Raw genomic sequence first — 14,077 nt, 5'->3', positions numbered from 1 at the left:
TGGCAATGCCGACTCGAGACCGCGAACAAGCCGGATCGAAGCGAGAAGGGTGGAGCGGAAGTAAGTTCTCTCCCAGCCTTGCCAAAAGCCGCCGGGATCCAGAGCAATTGTCGCGCCGACTTTCCCACGCCGCGCCATCTCGAGTACGATTCTTGCACCGACTGAGCTGCCAACGATATCGATCCCATCAAAGCCTTGATCAACGATAAAGGCCTCGACGCTGTCAGCGAGCCCCTTGAACGTGTTACTGTCGGTAGCTGCTGGTGTTTTGCCGTGCCCGGGTAGGTCAACGGCCACGACATCGCGGGACTCAGAAAGCGCAGGAAGGATCGTGGTCCATGACCGCCACGACCCACCGAGGCCGTGCACGAGGAGAAGCGGCGGGCCCGCTCCTTGACGAATGAAATTCAGCATCCTGGCCCCTTCAGTAAGCGTTCGAAATCGAAAGGCGTGCCTTCAGCCAGCTCTTGCCTCCCGGGGCTAACGCACGGAGTGGCTGAATGATCCTCACATCGTTCAGTTCACGCAGCCCGCGCCCTCCCTACGTGCCCCCAAACCCGCGTTCTCATCCTAATTGACGTTGGATTTTCACCTTGATTGTCGCGCTGCAATCTTGACCTGCAACCGGACTTCTCTAGGGTTTTCCATTACGGCACTGACGCAGACTACACGTTCAAGAAGGGTGGGCGGTTGGCCCACTGTGCGCTGACAAGCCTGACTAGCCTCGAGAGGGAGAAACGTCCGCTAATCACGATTGATGGCGAGCAGACCTGTGAGATCGACATACGAGCTTGTCAGTTAGCCATCCTCTACGGGATCACTGGGACCCCCCATGGACCAGACCCAAGACCCTTACGACGTGCCGGGAATTTCTCGGAATGTGGTCAAGAAGCTGGTCGTCATGGCGATTGGGATGGAAGGTGCGCCTTCAAAGTGGCCTGACGGCTTCAAGGCGGAGCTTCTCGAACTCGGAGAGCAACCGATGCCACGCAATCTTACTTGTCCGGCGGCATGGAAGGCTGTCGTGAAGGTGCACCCTGTACTGCAGGAGCTCAAAAAAGAATGCTTGGCTGGGCTGAGCTTCGCTACAACGAGTCGCGCATGCTCATGGCTACCCTTGTGGAACTCATGGACGCACATAGGGTCGTCGCTTTGCCGGTTCATGATTGCATCATTGTCCCAGTCTCTCAGAAGGACCTTTGGGTGGAGGTGTTCAAGCGCAACTTCGAGGAGGTCTGTGGCCTAACGCCAGAGGTCATCGTAACGGGGCTTAGCTTGCCCTGATCGGGTCAGACCAATTTATGCTGGATTAGGAGGCGTGCCCTATGAGGCATCGAAAGTGGCTATAAGTGGGCCCTTAGTGTTGAAGCTATAACCTCTTCGATTTGGTGATACCTTGGGTCATCCCTAGTCCGCTGAGTGGTCCCAAGGTTGGGCATTGATGGGTAGGTCTCTTGTCTGGTGGTACATCCCTAAGTGGGTCATTAAGCGTACTGGCGGGCGTAAGGACGTGCCAGTCATCGCCCTGACCGCAAGTGTCCAATTGCCCCTGCAAGCAGGTTCTACTTTAGGATCATCCCAAAGTAGAACCTGCTCATTTGCCCAAGATGATTGGTGTCTTGGAACGCAATGGGGTTATTGAGTTTCATCCGGCGCGATAACATCGGGGGGAGTTTAGCTATCAAGAAGGACACACGGTACGTATACCCAAAGGACGGGACGCGCCGTACCGTGTGATCCCCGTCCATGCGGCATACTGAGGAGAATGCGACTCTGAACAGATACCACCATGGCATTCGCTGGTCGGTCTTGGATTGTGACAAATTGGCTCGGACCACAGATAACGTAAGGCGGGCCCCTTGGTCGTCTGGTCTGGTACCTATCTGACACGCTTTTCGATACGCCGTAGATCGCATTTAGCAACCTAGGTCCGATGTGAGTCTTTTAGAGTGCATTGTCGGCGTAGGTTCGCTGTAGACGGTTCATCATTTCGACTGAATAAAGGTCGGCCTTCAGTAAGTGCCCCTCAACAACGGCGCAGTGGCACTCTAAGCTACCCCTTTCCGTTTGAGCGCCATTGGATGCGCCGCAGGTGGCCTTCCAGTGGCGCTAAGGGCTATCGGGGGCGTGACTAGGGGCTGATAGAGGGGGCGTTGCGCAGGACGTAGCCCTAGGGGCTCAACAGGGGGGCTATTGCGCATCCTCAGGCCCTAATAGTAAGGCCCAGAGTTGGAGCGGCTGGTTGTCTCTCAGGCAGCTATACGGCTATCATCGTAGCACAGGGCATCGCTCAGGCGGGGTCGAAATAATCACAGTAACAACAGTAGCTAAAGCCGTTCTTTGCGAACTGGATTTGACCAGAGGGCCATCCCCCTTTGGGATTAGCTTTCAAGGTCCCAAGTAGGTCAGCTACTTCCTAATCAGTGGGACATTCAGAGCCAGACCCTTAGGGTATTGGGTCTGCGTCTGAACGTTTAACCTTGTGTACCATCGGTGTCCCTGATCGGCTGAAATACGTGAAAGCCACAAACTATATCAATGTGAGTTTGATACTTTAAGTGCCACAAAGGTTTGCTCGCTGCGGTTTGGGAGGGTCGTAGTGAACCCCTTCGGCGGCGCTCCTCATGTGACCTATTGGGTTGAGCGCCGTCGATCAGGCTATCCTGCATTGATCCTCAGCTTGTCTGATCGGTAGGCCATAGGGCTGGCGTAATGGGGGCTTTACGGCAGGCCAATCCACACAGGGAAACACTTTCAGGATGGGGCTGTCTTTTAGAGCGGCTCACGGGGGCAACTGCTTTGTAATTAATTGATCTCTGTCAAGTTATCCGTGCTATCATGGCGTTATGATCTGTCGGATGGCTTGAGGTTCAAGGGGGTGCTTATGAAGGAAAATTACCAACTGAAGTCGACTAATGGAGAGCATGTTTGTCATTGGTGCTTCGATAAAGACTCCTCAGTACTTCGGCATGCTGAAAGTGGTACGTATTGGCACTCTGATTGCTTCGATAGGGCGCGCGAGGGCTTAAGCTATCCTCCGCCGTCATTGCGCAAAGCCGACACCGCTAGCGACGTAATCGGATAACCACTGAGCGGACCGGGGTGTGTGCTGATCATCTGGGCACTGAGGGCCTCGTGGATGCTTTTTGCTGAAGGGGCCTTAGGTTGGTTTTGCAGGTATTGCTTCCGAAGCATACGGTGCGATGCGGGGGGAATATTTTCCTAAAGCTTTGCTTGCGATACTATAGCGGAGCTTGAACTGGAGCGGAGCTTGAACTGGAGGATATTGCTATGGAATACCTTGTATATCGAAGTAAGGCACTGGTTTTGCCTGACTCTGCAAGCTGCCAGAGTATTGTCGCGATCTCTGCGATGAAAAACTTGCTCTTCGGTCTCACCGGGTTCCTTCATGTCGAAGACGGTTTGTTCATCCAGTATCTTGAAGGGCCTCCGAGGCAGCTGTGGGACTTGTACAGCCGCCTTCAATTCGATGAACGTCACACAAACATGAAGTTGCTGGGGCATGGAGAACTACGGCGTCCCAGATTTAGGAAGTGGAGCATGGGTTATTCTTCTAGCAATGTGATGTCGCTTAAGGAGTTCATGGCAGAGGCAACATTCAAAAAGACGCCGGAGCAAGCGTCGTGCGCTGAAGCGATTTGGTTTCTCATGGGCGCAAGCGCACGCATTGATCTGGGCATTTCAAGCTCTGTCTAGATTGCGGATATTGACTGGTTTAGCGGCATCGCAGCAATCAGCTGAGCAATAACGTCATAGAGCTCTTTCGGTTTCGTTGACGGCCACTTATGCAACGTTTGAAAACCTCCCGATTTCAGTCTGATCTGGTAAACTTGGGCATCCCTGCAAGGAGCCTTCAAAACGTTGGCGCAAACAGCGAATGCGGTCACAAGCGGCGCCATCAGGTCTTCAGATTGTTGTTGGCACGGCCAGTTTTGATGCGGGGTTGAAGTGGGGACTGACTCATCGGATCGATCCAATTATTGACGTCGAACGCAATCTTCTAATCGAGGATCTGCTGCGCGATGGCGGTTTGCAGCAGAACGGATGGGCACAGGTTGTCACTCCGATGATGGGTCAAAACGTTGTCGGAGATCCGTTCTTTACCGATGGCCGGGCCGCAATTCTGTCAACGTCGCCTGTCATGGGCGGACCTGTCCGCGGCACTTGGCCGATCGCGACGAATACAGTCGGCGAAATGCGCGCCGAAACGATTGACCCAAAGCCGGATTGTTTCCCGGCTTACAATCACGCCACGCTCGGCAAGCAGATCGTCGACATCTGCCGTGCTCAGCGCGAACCGATGATAATCCCAGACGGCGTAGGCGATGATCTCACGGGGGTGGCGAAAGCCCTTTAGGCGCGGCATTGAGGCTGGTATTTTCATGTTCCACCCCGTAGCCAAATCGGTGAGGCCAAACAACTTGGCAATGCCATCGCGCCTTATTCGCTTGGTTGATCGGCGACGGCGATATGCACCTGAAGAATTTGGCACTCCTAAAGTTTGCCGGTCCTGCTGCGGATCGCTTCAGCACAATCCGCCTCGCGCCGCTCTATGATGCGGTCACGACGAGGGTCTTCCCAAGCCTTGAACATGACTGAATGGCACTGAAACTGAATGGCAAAAATAATCGTTTGCAGCGTAGTGATTTCATGCAGGTGGCGGCGATCGCCGGCTTGGCTGCAACCCGTGTGGGCGAAGAGATAGACTATTTCTTGCAGCGCTTCGCCGAAGCCATAGAGGGGGTTTCTGTGCCTGATCTTCCCGGTATGGACCGTGATATCCAGGAGCGAGCAGAGGCGATGATCGCCCTTTGCAGGGAGCGGGTTACGGCCTTCAGATAAATATTGTGACTTTGTACGTCGGTAGATCAAAGGTATCCGTCCGGTGTCGGCGCGGTTTCAGGCCTTTTCCGGCTGCCATTTCCACGGCATGAGTTCGTCGATGCGATTGATCTTGTGATCGGGGAGGCGCTGGAGAACCCATTTGAGCCATGCCTCGGGGTCGACGTTGTTCATCTTGGCGGTCTCGATAAGCGTGTAGGCAATGGCGGCTGCTTTTCCGCCGCCGATTGACCCCATGAACAGATAATTCTTTCTGCCCAATGCTATGGGCCGGATCGACCGCTCACAGGTATTGTTGTCCAGCTCGAGATGCAAGTCGCTGAGATAGCCGCGCGCTTTCGGTATGCGGTTCAGCGCATAGCGGATCGCTTCGGCCAGTTTGGTTTTGCCAGAGATCTTGTGCAGCTGCGCCTTCAGCCAGAGCTCCAACGCGTCGAAGACCGGCTTGGCCTTGGCCTGCCGCAGGGTGATGCGCTCTTCTGGGGATTTCCCCCGCGCCTCCTTCTCGTTAGCGTAAAGCTGCGCGATCTGTTTGATCGCCTGTTGAGCAATGGGAGAGCCGGTGCGCTCGACCTCGTCGACGAACTTGCGGCGCACGTGGACCATGCAGGCCTGTTCGCTGGCTTTGCCTTCGCCAAACAGTCCATTGAACCCGGCATAGCCGTCGGCATGAACGGTGCCAGCATAGCTCGCGAGATGGTTGGCGGGATGCTCGCCCTTCCGATCGACGCTGAACTGATACCAGGCGCAGGGTGGTGCTGCCCCGCACCACGGACGTTCGTCCCGGACATAACTCCAGAGCCGAGCGGTTTTGGTCTTCATTGTGTTGGCGCGCACCTGCAGCTTTACAGGGGTGTCGTCGGCAAACAGGGCTGGTCCTGCCCGGACCAGTTTGCCGATGTGCTCGGCCATGGGTTCCAGCAGGGCCGTTGTGCGCCCAACCCAGTCGCTCAGCGTGGAGCGATGCAGATCCACGCCTTCGCGGGCGTATATCTTGGATTGCCGCTCAAGCGGCAGGTGATCGCAATATTTGCCGACCAACATGTGCGACACGAGGCCGGGGCCGGGCCGCCCGCGTTCAATCAAGCGGGACGGCAGCGGGGCCTGGGCGAAGGCTTCACAGCAGGTGCAGGCCATGCGGGGGCGGATGAACCGACGCACCACGAAGTGACCGGGGATATAATCCAGCTCTTGGGTAATATCCTCGCCCACCTGGCGCAGGGTGCCGCCGCATCCAGCGCATGCCTCACCAGCTGACAGGACTTCATCTTCCCGATCCAGGTGATCTGGCAGCGGCTTACGGCTGTGCTGGCGCTTGCTGGGTGGGGCCTCTTCATCTCCAGCCGACTGCCCGGTGAGTTGATCCGCAGCAGCCTGCGCGATCTCGTCATCTTCCGACAGATCCAGCGCCAGTTGGTCTATGCCTGTTGATTTCCGGGTCGAATTGACCCATTTTTTCATATCGCGCTGACCCCTCTGGCTTATGATAACCTCATGGAAAGTCGCCGGAATTAATGACAGCTGATGGGTCACATCGGTTTAGAAAACTGGGTCAATTTCTCGCACAATTCAACACCTGAAGCTCAACGCGCTCCTGCAGTGAGCCGAGGTAGTACCCGATATGCAGGGCTCCGGTTGGCCTGTCGCCAGTCAGGATCGTCTTGCCGGTGATAGATTGGTAGTTCGTCATGGTAGTGCCTTTTCTATGTGAAAGGCCGCACGACGGTGGAGGGGATCATGATCTTCCGCACATCGTGCGGCATCGAGATCCTATTTGAAACCGGAACAGAGCCGCCTCAGAGAGGCAGCCACCAAGTCATAGCTGGGGTGATGGCGTTCAGTTTCATGGAAATAAGGTCTCAGTAGTTATTGTGGTCGATGGGTGTCAAATAGAGAAATCCAACATGTTTGCAACGACACCTGAGCTACATTTTGGTGTAAGCTATCCCCATAGACGCTAAGGTTTCTATCTCCTTGGCTGCCAGATCTTTCGCAGCTAGGGTAATGGCGTGAATAGCAGCAAGTTTGGCCGTTATGACATCAATCTCGGATTGCTCGAATTCTTGGTCGGTGCGTGCAAAGCTGGCCATGCTGCGGGTGCCATCTGAAACGATAGACGAAATGATGCCGTAGGTCAGCCCATGGTCTGCCGCCATCGAGGCCACGCCAGATGGATCACTTGTGGCATCGAAATCGGACCAACGGAAGGTGCCCTCGTTGGCTAAGCCCCAAGCAATCGCCGGATCGACCATAGCTAGGGAATTTTTTGCGTAGAAAGCAGTCCAGTCTTTGGGGTAGCACTGAAGCATGAAACTGGGACGCATCTTGGTGAAGTGACCTGCCAATGCGAACCCGGCGGGGGCAAGCTTTGAGGCGGTTTCTAGCTGAGCCAGCGCGCCATCGTTATTTGACATGATCTCGTTCCTGTAGTTATCAACGCAGCAACGCTATCTCCTAAAATTTGTCCGTCATCTACTGGCGAATGCAAAACTGCCATTAAGTGCAGTGTAACCGCAATATACCGAGAGCCTCTCAACCTATGGTTCTTCAAGTGACCCCCCGTGACCTAGAGGTTTTGGCACCGGCAGGGCATTATATCGCGCTACGCATCGGTTTCGCGTTCCCGATGGAAGAGATCAATGCGTTCCCTCCAAGGTGGGTGGATCACTACACCAAAAACAGGCTGATGATCCACGATCCAGTCATGCAATGGGGTTACACAAACACGGGCACGGTGCGCTGGTCCGAACTTGCTCAGATGGACACTCGCGGCGTCTTCTCGATGGCGACAACCTTCGGTCTGCGATTTGGAATGTCAGTCGCTATCTTCGATGAGAAACTTGATCTCGATGGGCAACGATCAATTGCCAGCTTCGCACGCTCGGATCGGGAGTTTAACGATCTGGAAGCGAAGCTATTGCATACGTTCATCAAGCGCCGGCATTTTGAAATGGTAGCGCCCACCAACCTGACTACGGCCGAGTTGGAAGCTTTGGGAATGGTAAGGGATGGCAAGAGGCTAAAGAAGATAGCCTTCGATCTCGGCATCACCGAAGGAGCAGTTAAACAGCGCCTCAAGAACGCTAAAGTTAAGCTCGGAGCGAGCACCAGCACGCAGGCCGCAGCTATGGCTGGTCAGTTCAAGCTGATCTAATGCCGGTGCCAGATGACCGCAACAGGCATTGCCAAGTCGTTCAGCTTGCGTGACCAGGTTATTTCAACATCATGAAAATTCCAACCAGTGTGCTGAGCCTGAAGGGCTTCCGGTTCCCTCGCGAAATCATCGCATACGCTGTTTGGGCTTACCATCGCTTCGCCATCAGCACGGCCGTCGTCGAAGACCTGCTGGCCGAGCGTGGTGTGATTGTCAGCCGGGAAGCGATCCGATTGTGGGTCAATCGCTTTGGTCCACATTTCGCAAATTGCGTCCGGCGCGATCGTCCTTGCCCCAACGACAAATGGCACCTGGATGAGGTTGTTATCTCGATTCGAGGGAAGAAACATTGGCTGTGGCGTGCCATCGACGCGGAAGGGGACGTCCTCGACATTCTCGTGCAAACGCGAAGAAACGCTAAAGCAGACGAGCGGTTTCTCCAAAGGGTGATCACTCAGTACGGCGAGCCGAGGGTCGTGATCACCGACAAGCTGCACAGCTATTTCAACGCGGAGCGCCATCTCCATTCACGCAATGACTTTAAGCTCAACCGCGCCGCTGCTCTAACCGAGTGGCGTCAACTTTGTTTAGCATAAGTTCCGACGTGTGGCGGCAAACTGAGACTGGTTCAGAATTAGTCTGACAGCACTTTTTTGGTATCGTCAGACGTCCGCGACCGGGTATGGTCCCGCTAACGTCCGGCTCAGCCTTTGTCGGAATGATCTGAAATTCAACACCATCGGAACCGCACATATGTCCCTTGTTTCAGACACTTCACCATCTTCAGCGGGAGGCGGTTCAAATGGTGGCCTTTCCCATTTTGCCGCCGGGGCAAAGCTGTCCGGTGACCTCACGGTGCCTGGCCACATGGAACTGTCCGGCCATATTGACGGGAAAATCACAGCGGATTCGATCATGATCGAGGCGAACGGATCCGCCATCGGCGAACTGCTTGCGGACAGCGTGGCCATCAAAGGCCGTTTCGATGGCAGCATCCACGGTCAGGATGTCATATTGCACTCAAGCGCAAAAGTCTCTGGTGAAATCTTCTACCAGACCCTCACGATCGAGAATGGCGCTGAGGTGAACTCGTCGTGTTCCCGCCAAAACTCGTCCGAAACCGAGAAAACAGGATCAGCTAGCTGAGCGGCATTGCCAAGTTGTTTGACGTGGGTAGCAAGAGGTGCTGTGCGCGACAATCAGGCGGTCATTTCGTGCGCGTCGATCCGCCTGCATCAGATGCGCAGCGGCACCGTAATAGCCGTCGTGTTTGGGCATGCTTTCATCGCTAAAATGATTGCGCTTCAACTCGCGAAAGATCGTCGACCTGCAGCGCTTTAGAACCTTGGCCATTTCATCGACAGGGACCTTTGCGTGTCTCCAGCGTTCTATTTGGCGTCGTTCTATGATACTCAAATGCGTATAAGTCGTTCCCATACCGATTCCTCTTGGAGTGCCCCCATCGGGTGGTCCAGTTTGAATGTTAATGCATGGTCGGTCTTTGGTCTATCGGGACGATGCTCTTAGGCGCCGGCGGCCGGTATCTTAAGGCGCTGTGGGGCCTGACCGTATTGTAGTGACGTCGCCAGCGTTCAATCAGGATCTGGGCCTCGCGTAACGTGGTGAAGACCTCGCCGTTGAGCAGCTCATCCCGGAAACGAGCATTGAAGCTCTCGCAGTAGCCGTTCTCCCACGGTGAGCCTGGGGTGATGAATGCGGTTTTCGCGCCCACGGCACCGATCCAGGCACGCACCTTCTTGGCAATAAATTCTGCGCCATTGTCCGACCTGATGTATTCCGGCGGGCCGCGTAGGATGAACAAATCCGTCAAAGCATCGACCACATCCGTTGAATTGAGCCTGCGCTTAACGCGGATCACTAGCGCCTCCTTCGTGAACTCGTCGATGATATTTAGCGTGCGGAAGATCCGCCCGTCGTGAGTCCGGTCCTGGACAAAGTCATAGGACCAGACATGGTTCGGGCGCTCCGGCCGCAGCCTTACGCACGACCCGTCATTGAGCCAGAGTCGGCCCTTCTTCGGCTGTTTTTGCGGGACTTTCAGCCCTTCCTGCCGCCAGATCCGTTCGACCCTTTTATGGTTCACATGCCAGCCGCTGTTGTTCAGCAGCCCGGTGATCATGCGATACCCATAGCGGCCGAACTCTTCGGCCAACGCGGTGATGTCCTCGGTCAGCCGGGCTTCGTCCGGCAGACCACAGGGCACCTTGCGCTGCGTCGAGCGATGCTGGCCCAATGTGCGGCAAACCCGGCGCTCCGATACGCTGAGGGTTTGCCGCACATGGTCGATGCACTGCCTGCGGCGGGAAGGGCTCAGTAGTTTCCCCGTGCAGCCTCGGCCAGGATCATCTTGTCCAACGTCAGATCCGACACGGCACGTCTGAGCCGGGTATTCTCAGCCTCCAGCTCTTTCAGCCGCTTGAGCTGATCGCGGCTCATGCCGCCATACTCCTTGCGCCACCGATAGTACGTCTGAACCGTGACACCGATCTGCCGCACGCCCTCCTGAACTGATTTGCCTTGCCCTTGTAGCACTTCAACTTGTCGCAGCTTCAGCACGATATCCTCGGGCTTCTCTCGCTTGCCAGCCATCTCGTCGTCCTCCTGAAAACGGGATAATTCTATCCCAAAAGGTGGACCACTTCAGTGGGGGCACTCCAATTCGCCTAAGCGGTTCCCAACAAATCTCGCGTAATGCGCTCAAAGATTGCGCTCCCCATAGGGATCAAATCATCGGGGAAATCGTAGTCCGGATTGTGCAAGGCCGCATGATCTTCGCCGGAGCCCAAGAACAACATCGCGGCTTTTGCGCCCCATCCAAATACGCCGAAATCCTCTGATGCACGCATCGGCACGCTCTCTTGCCCGTGGGGAACACCGATTGCCTCCATCGCCCTGGTCGCGACATCGTAGGCGTCCGCGTCATTTACCGACGCCGCGAAATGGTCATGGATATCGCACAAGACTCTAAGCCCGTATTCGTCTGCGATAGATGTTGAAAGGTTTCGTGCGGCGTCTTCAAGGCTTTCTATGCCAGCATCTCCAGCCGCGCGCAGGGTTGCGAAAACCTCTGCTTGACCGGGGGCGATGCCAAAGTTTGGTTCCCCGATGTTGGCATGAGTGATCGTCACCAGTCGAAATGCATCGTTGCGCGGACCACCTTCGTCATGCCCCAGATTATCCAGCGCAGGGATCAATTTGGCGACCGCTAACGCAGGGGAGACACCGTCCTGCGGGTTGGCTGCGTGGGCAGTTTTTCCGCTTAACATGACCTTCAGCCCCAGCGAAGCACAGTTCATCAGCCCCACACGGGTCGAGACGAACCCAAACGGGCTTCCGGGATCGTTGTGAATGGCAAAGGCCCAGTCCGGCTTAACTTCGTCAAAGGCGGGATCAGCGACGACCGCCTTCGCACCGCTTCCGTCTTCTTCGGCGGGCTGAAACATCAAGATGACGCGCCCTTGCGCGACCGGCTTGCGCGAGATCATACGGCCAAAGGCAAGTAACATCGTCATATGGCCATCATGACCACAGACGTGGCTTTTGCCAGGGATCTCCGAGGGCCACGCGATTTCGTCATTGTGTTCCTCGATGGGCAGAGCATCAAGTTCAGCTCGAAAGAGAACTGTCGGGCCGTCCTTGCCGCTGTCAAAGATCGCAGCCACGCCATGTCCGCCCAGCCCTGTGAGGATGCCCGTCGGACACAGCAGTTTCAATGCAGCCACAACAGTCTTTGCTGTTTCCGCTTCTTCGCCAGACACTTCCGGACGACGGTGAAGAGCACGGCGAAATTCTGTCAATTCGACCAGGTCGCTATTTGTCAGCATGTTTCGCTCCGCTTTCGAATTCAACTTCCTTAATCATTACCATACCAAGCCGAAGAACGGACCGACAACCGCCTTCAGAAAACAACCGACAGCGCACCCGAGATCCATATCCGCAACTGGCTCCGCCGCAACGAATTCACGCTTCGTCCACTGACCGACGTTTTATCCAGCAAAATGCTGCGCGATGCACGAATGGCCGCTCTGACGGGCTGCGCCGCAGCATCGTGTCAGCGCGTGAATGGCCGGTCTGGGCCGTTTGTGTTGGCTGACCGTGACCTTGGTGGCGGTAGCTTTGTCCGCACAGCGCCAGGTCAAACGCGACGCAGCGAAGGGCGACCCCTTCATTCAGCCGAGGTGGCACCGGGCGGTCGCAGGATAACCTCACGCCTCGCCCGGTGCCGCGGCCGGCTATTTCTTCTTCTTGTCGTTGATGTTCAGCGGGGTCTTGCCCTTGTTGAAGTCAGCGGTGGCCAGGACTTTAACGGCCTCCTTCTTGGGTTTCTTGGCTTCCTTGCTGCCGCGCTGCTTGTCGCCTTTTGACATGATGGTGTTCCTCGCTCCGGATGTCGTCGATCGTCCCGATCGACATGGGTCTCCCTCGGACACCCCGGCGTTGGTACGCAGGTCACGCCCTCCCCGAGCGAAGGGCCGTGCAATGACAACATCTTATCCATATCGCGAACGCCAGCACTGTTTTGACCGCTCCGGTCCCTGCAGGCTGGTGGATCCGCGAACATGTGTTTTGTCAGGGCGCATAGCACCTGCAGTCGCGGGCCGGATACAGCCGATACTAAGCACCACAGCATAGGGCATCGACATAGTTCCGGATTGACAGGATCTGCGGCAGCCCTCTCGCGATTGCGACGTCGATGGGCCTTGCGCTATGGAATAGCGGACCGGTGTTGGGCCGTGTGAACCAGGTCTTGGTAAGCGGGTCGGAGAAATACTTCTCGAGGGCGGCATAGATGCCGACGATGGCGCTCAGGCGCAGACGCTGATCATTCGTCAACCTGATAGTGGAGCTAGGTGTCTTCGCACGCTTCCACCTGCTTTCTGACATGTCGGCCAGGCCCGCCGCTTCCCTTCGAGAAAGGTGCCAAGCCCGAACGATGCGCCCATAGGCTTCAAGCGCTACCGCGTCGATTTCGTCTTGTTCAAAGGTCATCGTGATGTCCCTGTTGATTTCCGGTTCGAATTGACCCATTTTTCCAATTAGCGCTGACCCGTCTGGCTTATGATAGGCTCATGGAAAGTCGACGGAACTAATGACAGCTGGTGGCTCACGACGTTTCGAAAAACTGGGTCAAATTCTTACATAACTCAACAACATTATGATCAAATCTATTGTTACAGACTTGGCCCCCGAACTCATGGCACGCAACGCGATAGGGCTCAACAGCGCAGCCCAACTGTTGCTGACCGCAGGCGATAATCCTGAACGCCTAAAATCTGAAGCCAGCTTTGCCGCCCTGTGCGGTGTGAGCCCTGTGCCCGCGTCATCCGGTAAAACGACGCGACATCGACTAAATAGGGGCGGCGATCGCGCAGCAAATAGCGCAATCCACATCATTGCAATCGGACGGTTGCGGCTTGATCCAAGGACTCAAGAATACGTTGCGCGTCGCGTAGCTCAAGGCCACTCCAAACTCGAGGCGATCCGCTGCCTCAAACGCTACATCGCGCGCGAAGTCTTCGGCATCATCGTGCGTCGCCACAAACAGATCAATCAGGCTCAAATTGCTGCTTGATCTTTAGAAGGGTGTCCAAGGATCTCAGTTCACGTCGTTTGTCTGGACAGATCGCTTGCGCCGGTCAGGCGTCCGCATCTCAATGGACGGCAAGGGTCGTTACTTGGACAACATCTTCATTGAACGCCTGTGGCGCACCCTGAAATACGAGTGCGTCTATCTGCATGCTTGGGAGACCGGTTCTCAGGCTCGCGCGGGTGTCCGGAAATGGATGGAGTTCTACAATCACCGCCGCCCACACAAGGCTCTTGGCGGCCGACCGTCAGCGGTGGTCTACTCATTGAGATTCGATGCAACGCAACCTGATCAGCAGGAGCAGATCAGAGCTTGAAAAACGCCAGATCATGTCCAGGGAATGGGGAGTACCTCAGCCCTAGCAAAAACCCTCTCGCTTCTGATAACGTGTTCATGCCGCGCACCACGATGCATGCCCGGCCGGTCTTTATGGTCGAAGTATCTTTCTTGGG

General features: G+C 55.7%; 12 protein-coding genes and 8 pseudogenes. 10 read left to right on the top strand and 10 right to left on the bottom strand.

Translation table 11 applies throughout. From position 1 onward, the window contains the following. The coding region (locus tag BM131_RS18435) for an alpha/beta fold hydrolase (RefSeq protein WP_217646899.1) at positions 1 to 414 on the bottom strand (414 nt) is incomplete at its 3' end. Between the two features lie 687 nt (positions 415 to 1,101). Between BM131_RS18435 and BM131_RS18430 the strand changes: the two genes are divergently transcribed. The 3 genes and pseudogenes from BM131_RS18430 to BM131_RS20580 form a co-directional block, all read left to right on the top strand. Then, on the top strand, positions 1,102 to 1,284 hold the full coding sequence (locus BM131_RS18430) for a hypothetical protein (RefSeq protein ID WP_139222708.1): 183 nt from the start codon (positions 1,102 to 1,104) through the stop codon (positions 1,282 to 1,284). 2,007 nt (positions 1,285 to 3,291) lie between these two features. After that, the gene (locus BM131_RS18420) at positions 3,292 to 3,717 is read left to right on the top strand and encodes a BLUF domain-containing protein (protein WP_090191801.1); all 426 of its coding nucleotides are present in this window, start codon (positions 3,292 to 3,294) and stop codon (positions 3,715 to 3,717) included. A 181-nt stretch (positions 3,718 to 3,898) separates the two neighbouring features. Further along, positions 3,899 to 4,123: pseudogene (locus BM131_RS20580) on the top strand (LssY C-terminal domain-containing protein); the annotation flags it as partial. A 48-nt stretch (positions 4,124 to 4,171) separates the two neighbouring features. Here BM131_RS20580 and BM131_RS20350 read toward each other — a convergent pair. Continuing rightward, positions 4,172 to 4,405: pseudogene (locus BM131_RS20350) on the bottom strand (IS6 family transposase); the annotation flags it as partial. A gap of 59 nt (positions 4,406 to 4,464) precedes the next feature. Between BM131_RS20350 and BM131_RS20785 the strand changes: the two are divergent. Both BM131_RS20785 and BM131_RS18405 read left to right on the top strand, forming a co-directional pair. Further along, a pseudogene (locus BM131_RS20785) lies at positions 4,465 to 4,620 on the top strand (HipA domain-containing protein); the annotation flags it as partial. After that, the gene (locus BM131_RS18405; RefSeq protein WP_217646897.1) at positions 4,621 to 4,863 is read left to right on the top strand and encodes a hypothetical protein; all 243 of its coding nucleotides are present in this window, start codon (positions 4,621 to 4,623) and stop codon (positions 4,861 to 4,863) included. A 57-nt stretch (positions 4,864 to 4,920) separates the two neighbouring features. Here BM131_RS18405 and tnpC read toward each other — a convergent pair. The 3 genes and pseudogenes from tnpC to BM131_RS18395 all read right to left on the bottom strand — a co-directional run. Further along, positions 4,921 to 6,297, bottom strand: a pseudogene (gene tnpC / locus BM131_RS18400) (IS66 family transposase); the annotation flags it as partial. 118 nt (positions 6,298 to 6,415) lie between these two features. After that, positions 6,416 to 6,553 (bottom strand): hypothetical protein, encoded by a 138-nt coding sequence (locus tag BM131_RS20085; protein ID WP_245754319.1) that lies wholly within the window; start codon positions 6,551 to 6,553, stop codon positions 6,416 to 6,418. Between the two features lie 235 nt (positions 6,554 to 6,788). After that, positions 6,789 to 7,277: an autoinducer binding domain-containing protein gene (locus BM131_RS18395; RefSeq protein WP_090191795.1), complete on the bottom strand. Its 489-nt coding sequence runs from the start codon at positions 7,275 to 7,277 to the stop codon at positions 6,789 to 6,791. A gap of 137 nt (positions 7,278 to 7,414) precedes the next feature. Between BM131_RS18395 and BM131_RS18390 the strand changes: the two genes are divergently transcribed. From BM131_RS18390 to BM131_RS18380, 3 genes and pseudogenes are all read left to right on the top strand, one after another. Next, positions 7,415 to 8,017 (top strand): helix-turn-helix transcriptional regulator, encoded by a 603-nt coding sequence (locus BM131_RS18390; protein ID WP_342713989.1) that lies wholly within the window; start codon positions 7,415 to 7,417, stop codon positions 8,015 to 8,017. 71 nt (positions 8,018 to 8,088) lie between these two features. Then, a pseudogene (locus BM131_RS18385) lies at positions 8,089 to 8,571 on the top strand (IS6 family transposase); the annotation flags it as partial. A gap of 199 nt (positions 8,572 to 8,770) precedes the next feature. After that, the gene (locus BM131_RS18380; RefSeq protein WP_090191792.1) at positions 8,771 to 9,163 is read left to right on the top strand and encodes a bactofilin family protein; all 393 of its coding nucleotides are present in this window, start codon (positions 8,771 to 8,773) and stop codon (positions 9,161 to 9,163) included. A gap of 51 nt (positions 9,164 to 9,214) precedes the next feature. Here the strand turns inward: BM131_RS18380 and BM131_RS20700 are convergent. From BM131_RS20700 to BM131_RS18355, 5 genes and pseudogenes are all read right to left on the bottom strand, one after another. After that, positions 9,215 to 9,454: pseudogene (locus BM131_RS20700) on the bottom strand (helix-turn-helix domain-containing protein); the annotation flags it as partial. Between the two features lie 46 nt (positions 9,455 to 9,500). Then, a protein-coding gene (locus tag BM131_RS18370) for an IS3 family transposase (RefSeq protein ID WP_090191789.1) occupies positions 9,501 to 10,627 on the bottom strand; the annotation gives its coding sequence in 2 pieces (ribosomal slippage) (positions 9,501 to 10,363 and positions 10,363 to 10,627; 1,128 coding nt in all). Positions 10,628 to 10,701: 74 nt separating this feature from the next. Next, positions 10,702 to 11,862 (bottom strand): amidohydrolase, encoded by a 1,161-nt coding sequence (locus BM131_RS18365; protein ID WP_090191787.1) that lies wholly within the window; start codon positions 11,860 to 11,862, stop codon positions 10,702 to 10,704. Between the two features lie 408 nt (positions 11,863 to 12,270). Continuing rightward, entirely contained in the window at positions 12,271 to 12,405 is a 135-nt protein-coding gene (locus BM131_RS20695) for a hypothetical protein (protein ID WP_090191786.1), read from the bottom strand. A 247-nt stretch (positions 12,406 to 12,652) separates the two neighbouring features. Then, the gene (locus tag BM131_RS18355) at positions 12,653 to 13,027 is read right to left on the bottom strand and encodes an antitoxin Xre-like helix-turn-helix domain-containing protein (protein WP_090191808.1); all 375 of its coding nucleotides are present in this window, start codon (positions 13,025 to 13,027) and stop codon (positions 12,653 to 12,655) included. A gap of 166 nt (positions 13,028 to 13,193) precedes the next feature. Between BM131_RS18355 and BM131_RS18350 the strand changes: the two are divergent. Continuing rightward, positions 13,194 to 13,610: pseudogene (locus tag BM131_RS18350) on the top strand (transposase); the annotation flags it as partial. Between the two features lie 16 nt (positions 13,611 to 13,626). Next, positions 13,627 to 13,941 (top strand): annotated as a pseudogene (locus BM131_RS18345) (transposase); the annotation flags it as partial. Positions 13,942 to 14,077: the final 136 nt, after the last annotated feature.

This window comes from Loktanella salsilacus, from assembly GCF_900114485.1.
Taxonomy (GTDB): Bacteria; Pseudomonadota; Alphaproteobacteria; order Rhodobacterales; family Rhodobacteraceae; genus Loktanella; species Loktanella salsilacus.
This window is presented reverse-complemented; position numbering and strand designations above follow the sequence as displayed.

Coding starts and splice junctions, on each gene's coding strand:
- BM131_RS18395 (WP_090191795.1), bottom strand. CDS start 7,277: ATGTCAAATAACGATGGCGCGCTGGCTCAGCTAGAAACCGCCTCAAAG.
- BM131_RS18355 (WP_090191808.1), bottom strand. CDS start 13,027: ATGACCTTTGAACAAGACGAAATCGACGCGGTAGCGCTTGAAGCCTAT.
- BM131_RS18380 (WP_090191792.1), top strand. CDS start 8,771: ATGTCCCTTGTTTCAGACACTTCACCATCTTCAGCGGGAGGCGGTTCA.
- BM131_RS18365 (WP_090191787.1), bottom strand. CDS start 11,862: ATGCTGACAAATAGCGACCTGGTCGAATTGACAGAATTTCGCCGTGCT.
- BM131_RS18420 (WP_090191801.1), top strand. CDS start 3,292: ATGGAATACCTTGTATATCGAAGTAAGGCACTGGTTTTGCCTGACTCT.
- BM131_RS18405 (WP_217646897.1), top strand. CDS start 4,621: ATGGCACTGAAACTGAATGGCAAAAATAATCGTTTGCAGCGTAGTGAT.
- BM131_RS18430 (WP_139222708.1), top strand. CDS start 1,102: ATGCTCATGGCTACCCTTGTGGAACTCATGGACGCACATAGGGTCGTC.
- BM131_RS20695 (WP_090191786.1), bottom strand. CDS start 12,405: ATGTCAAAAGGCGACAAGCAGCGCGGCAGCAAGGAAGCCAAGAAACCC.
- BM131_RS20085 (WP_245754319.1), bottom strand. CDS start 6,553: ATGACGAACTACCAATCTATCACCGGCAAGACGATCCTGACTGGCGAC.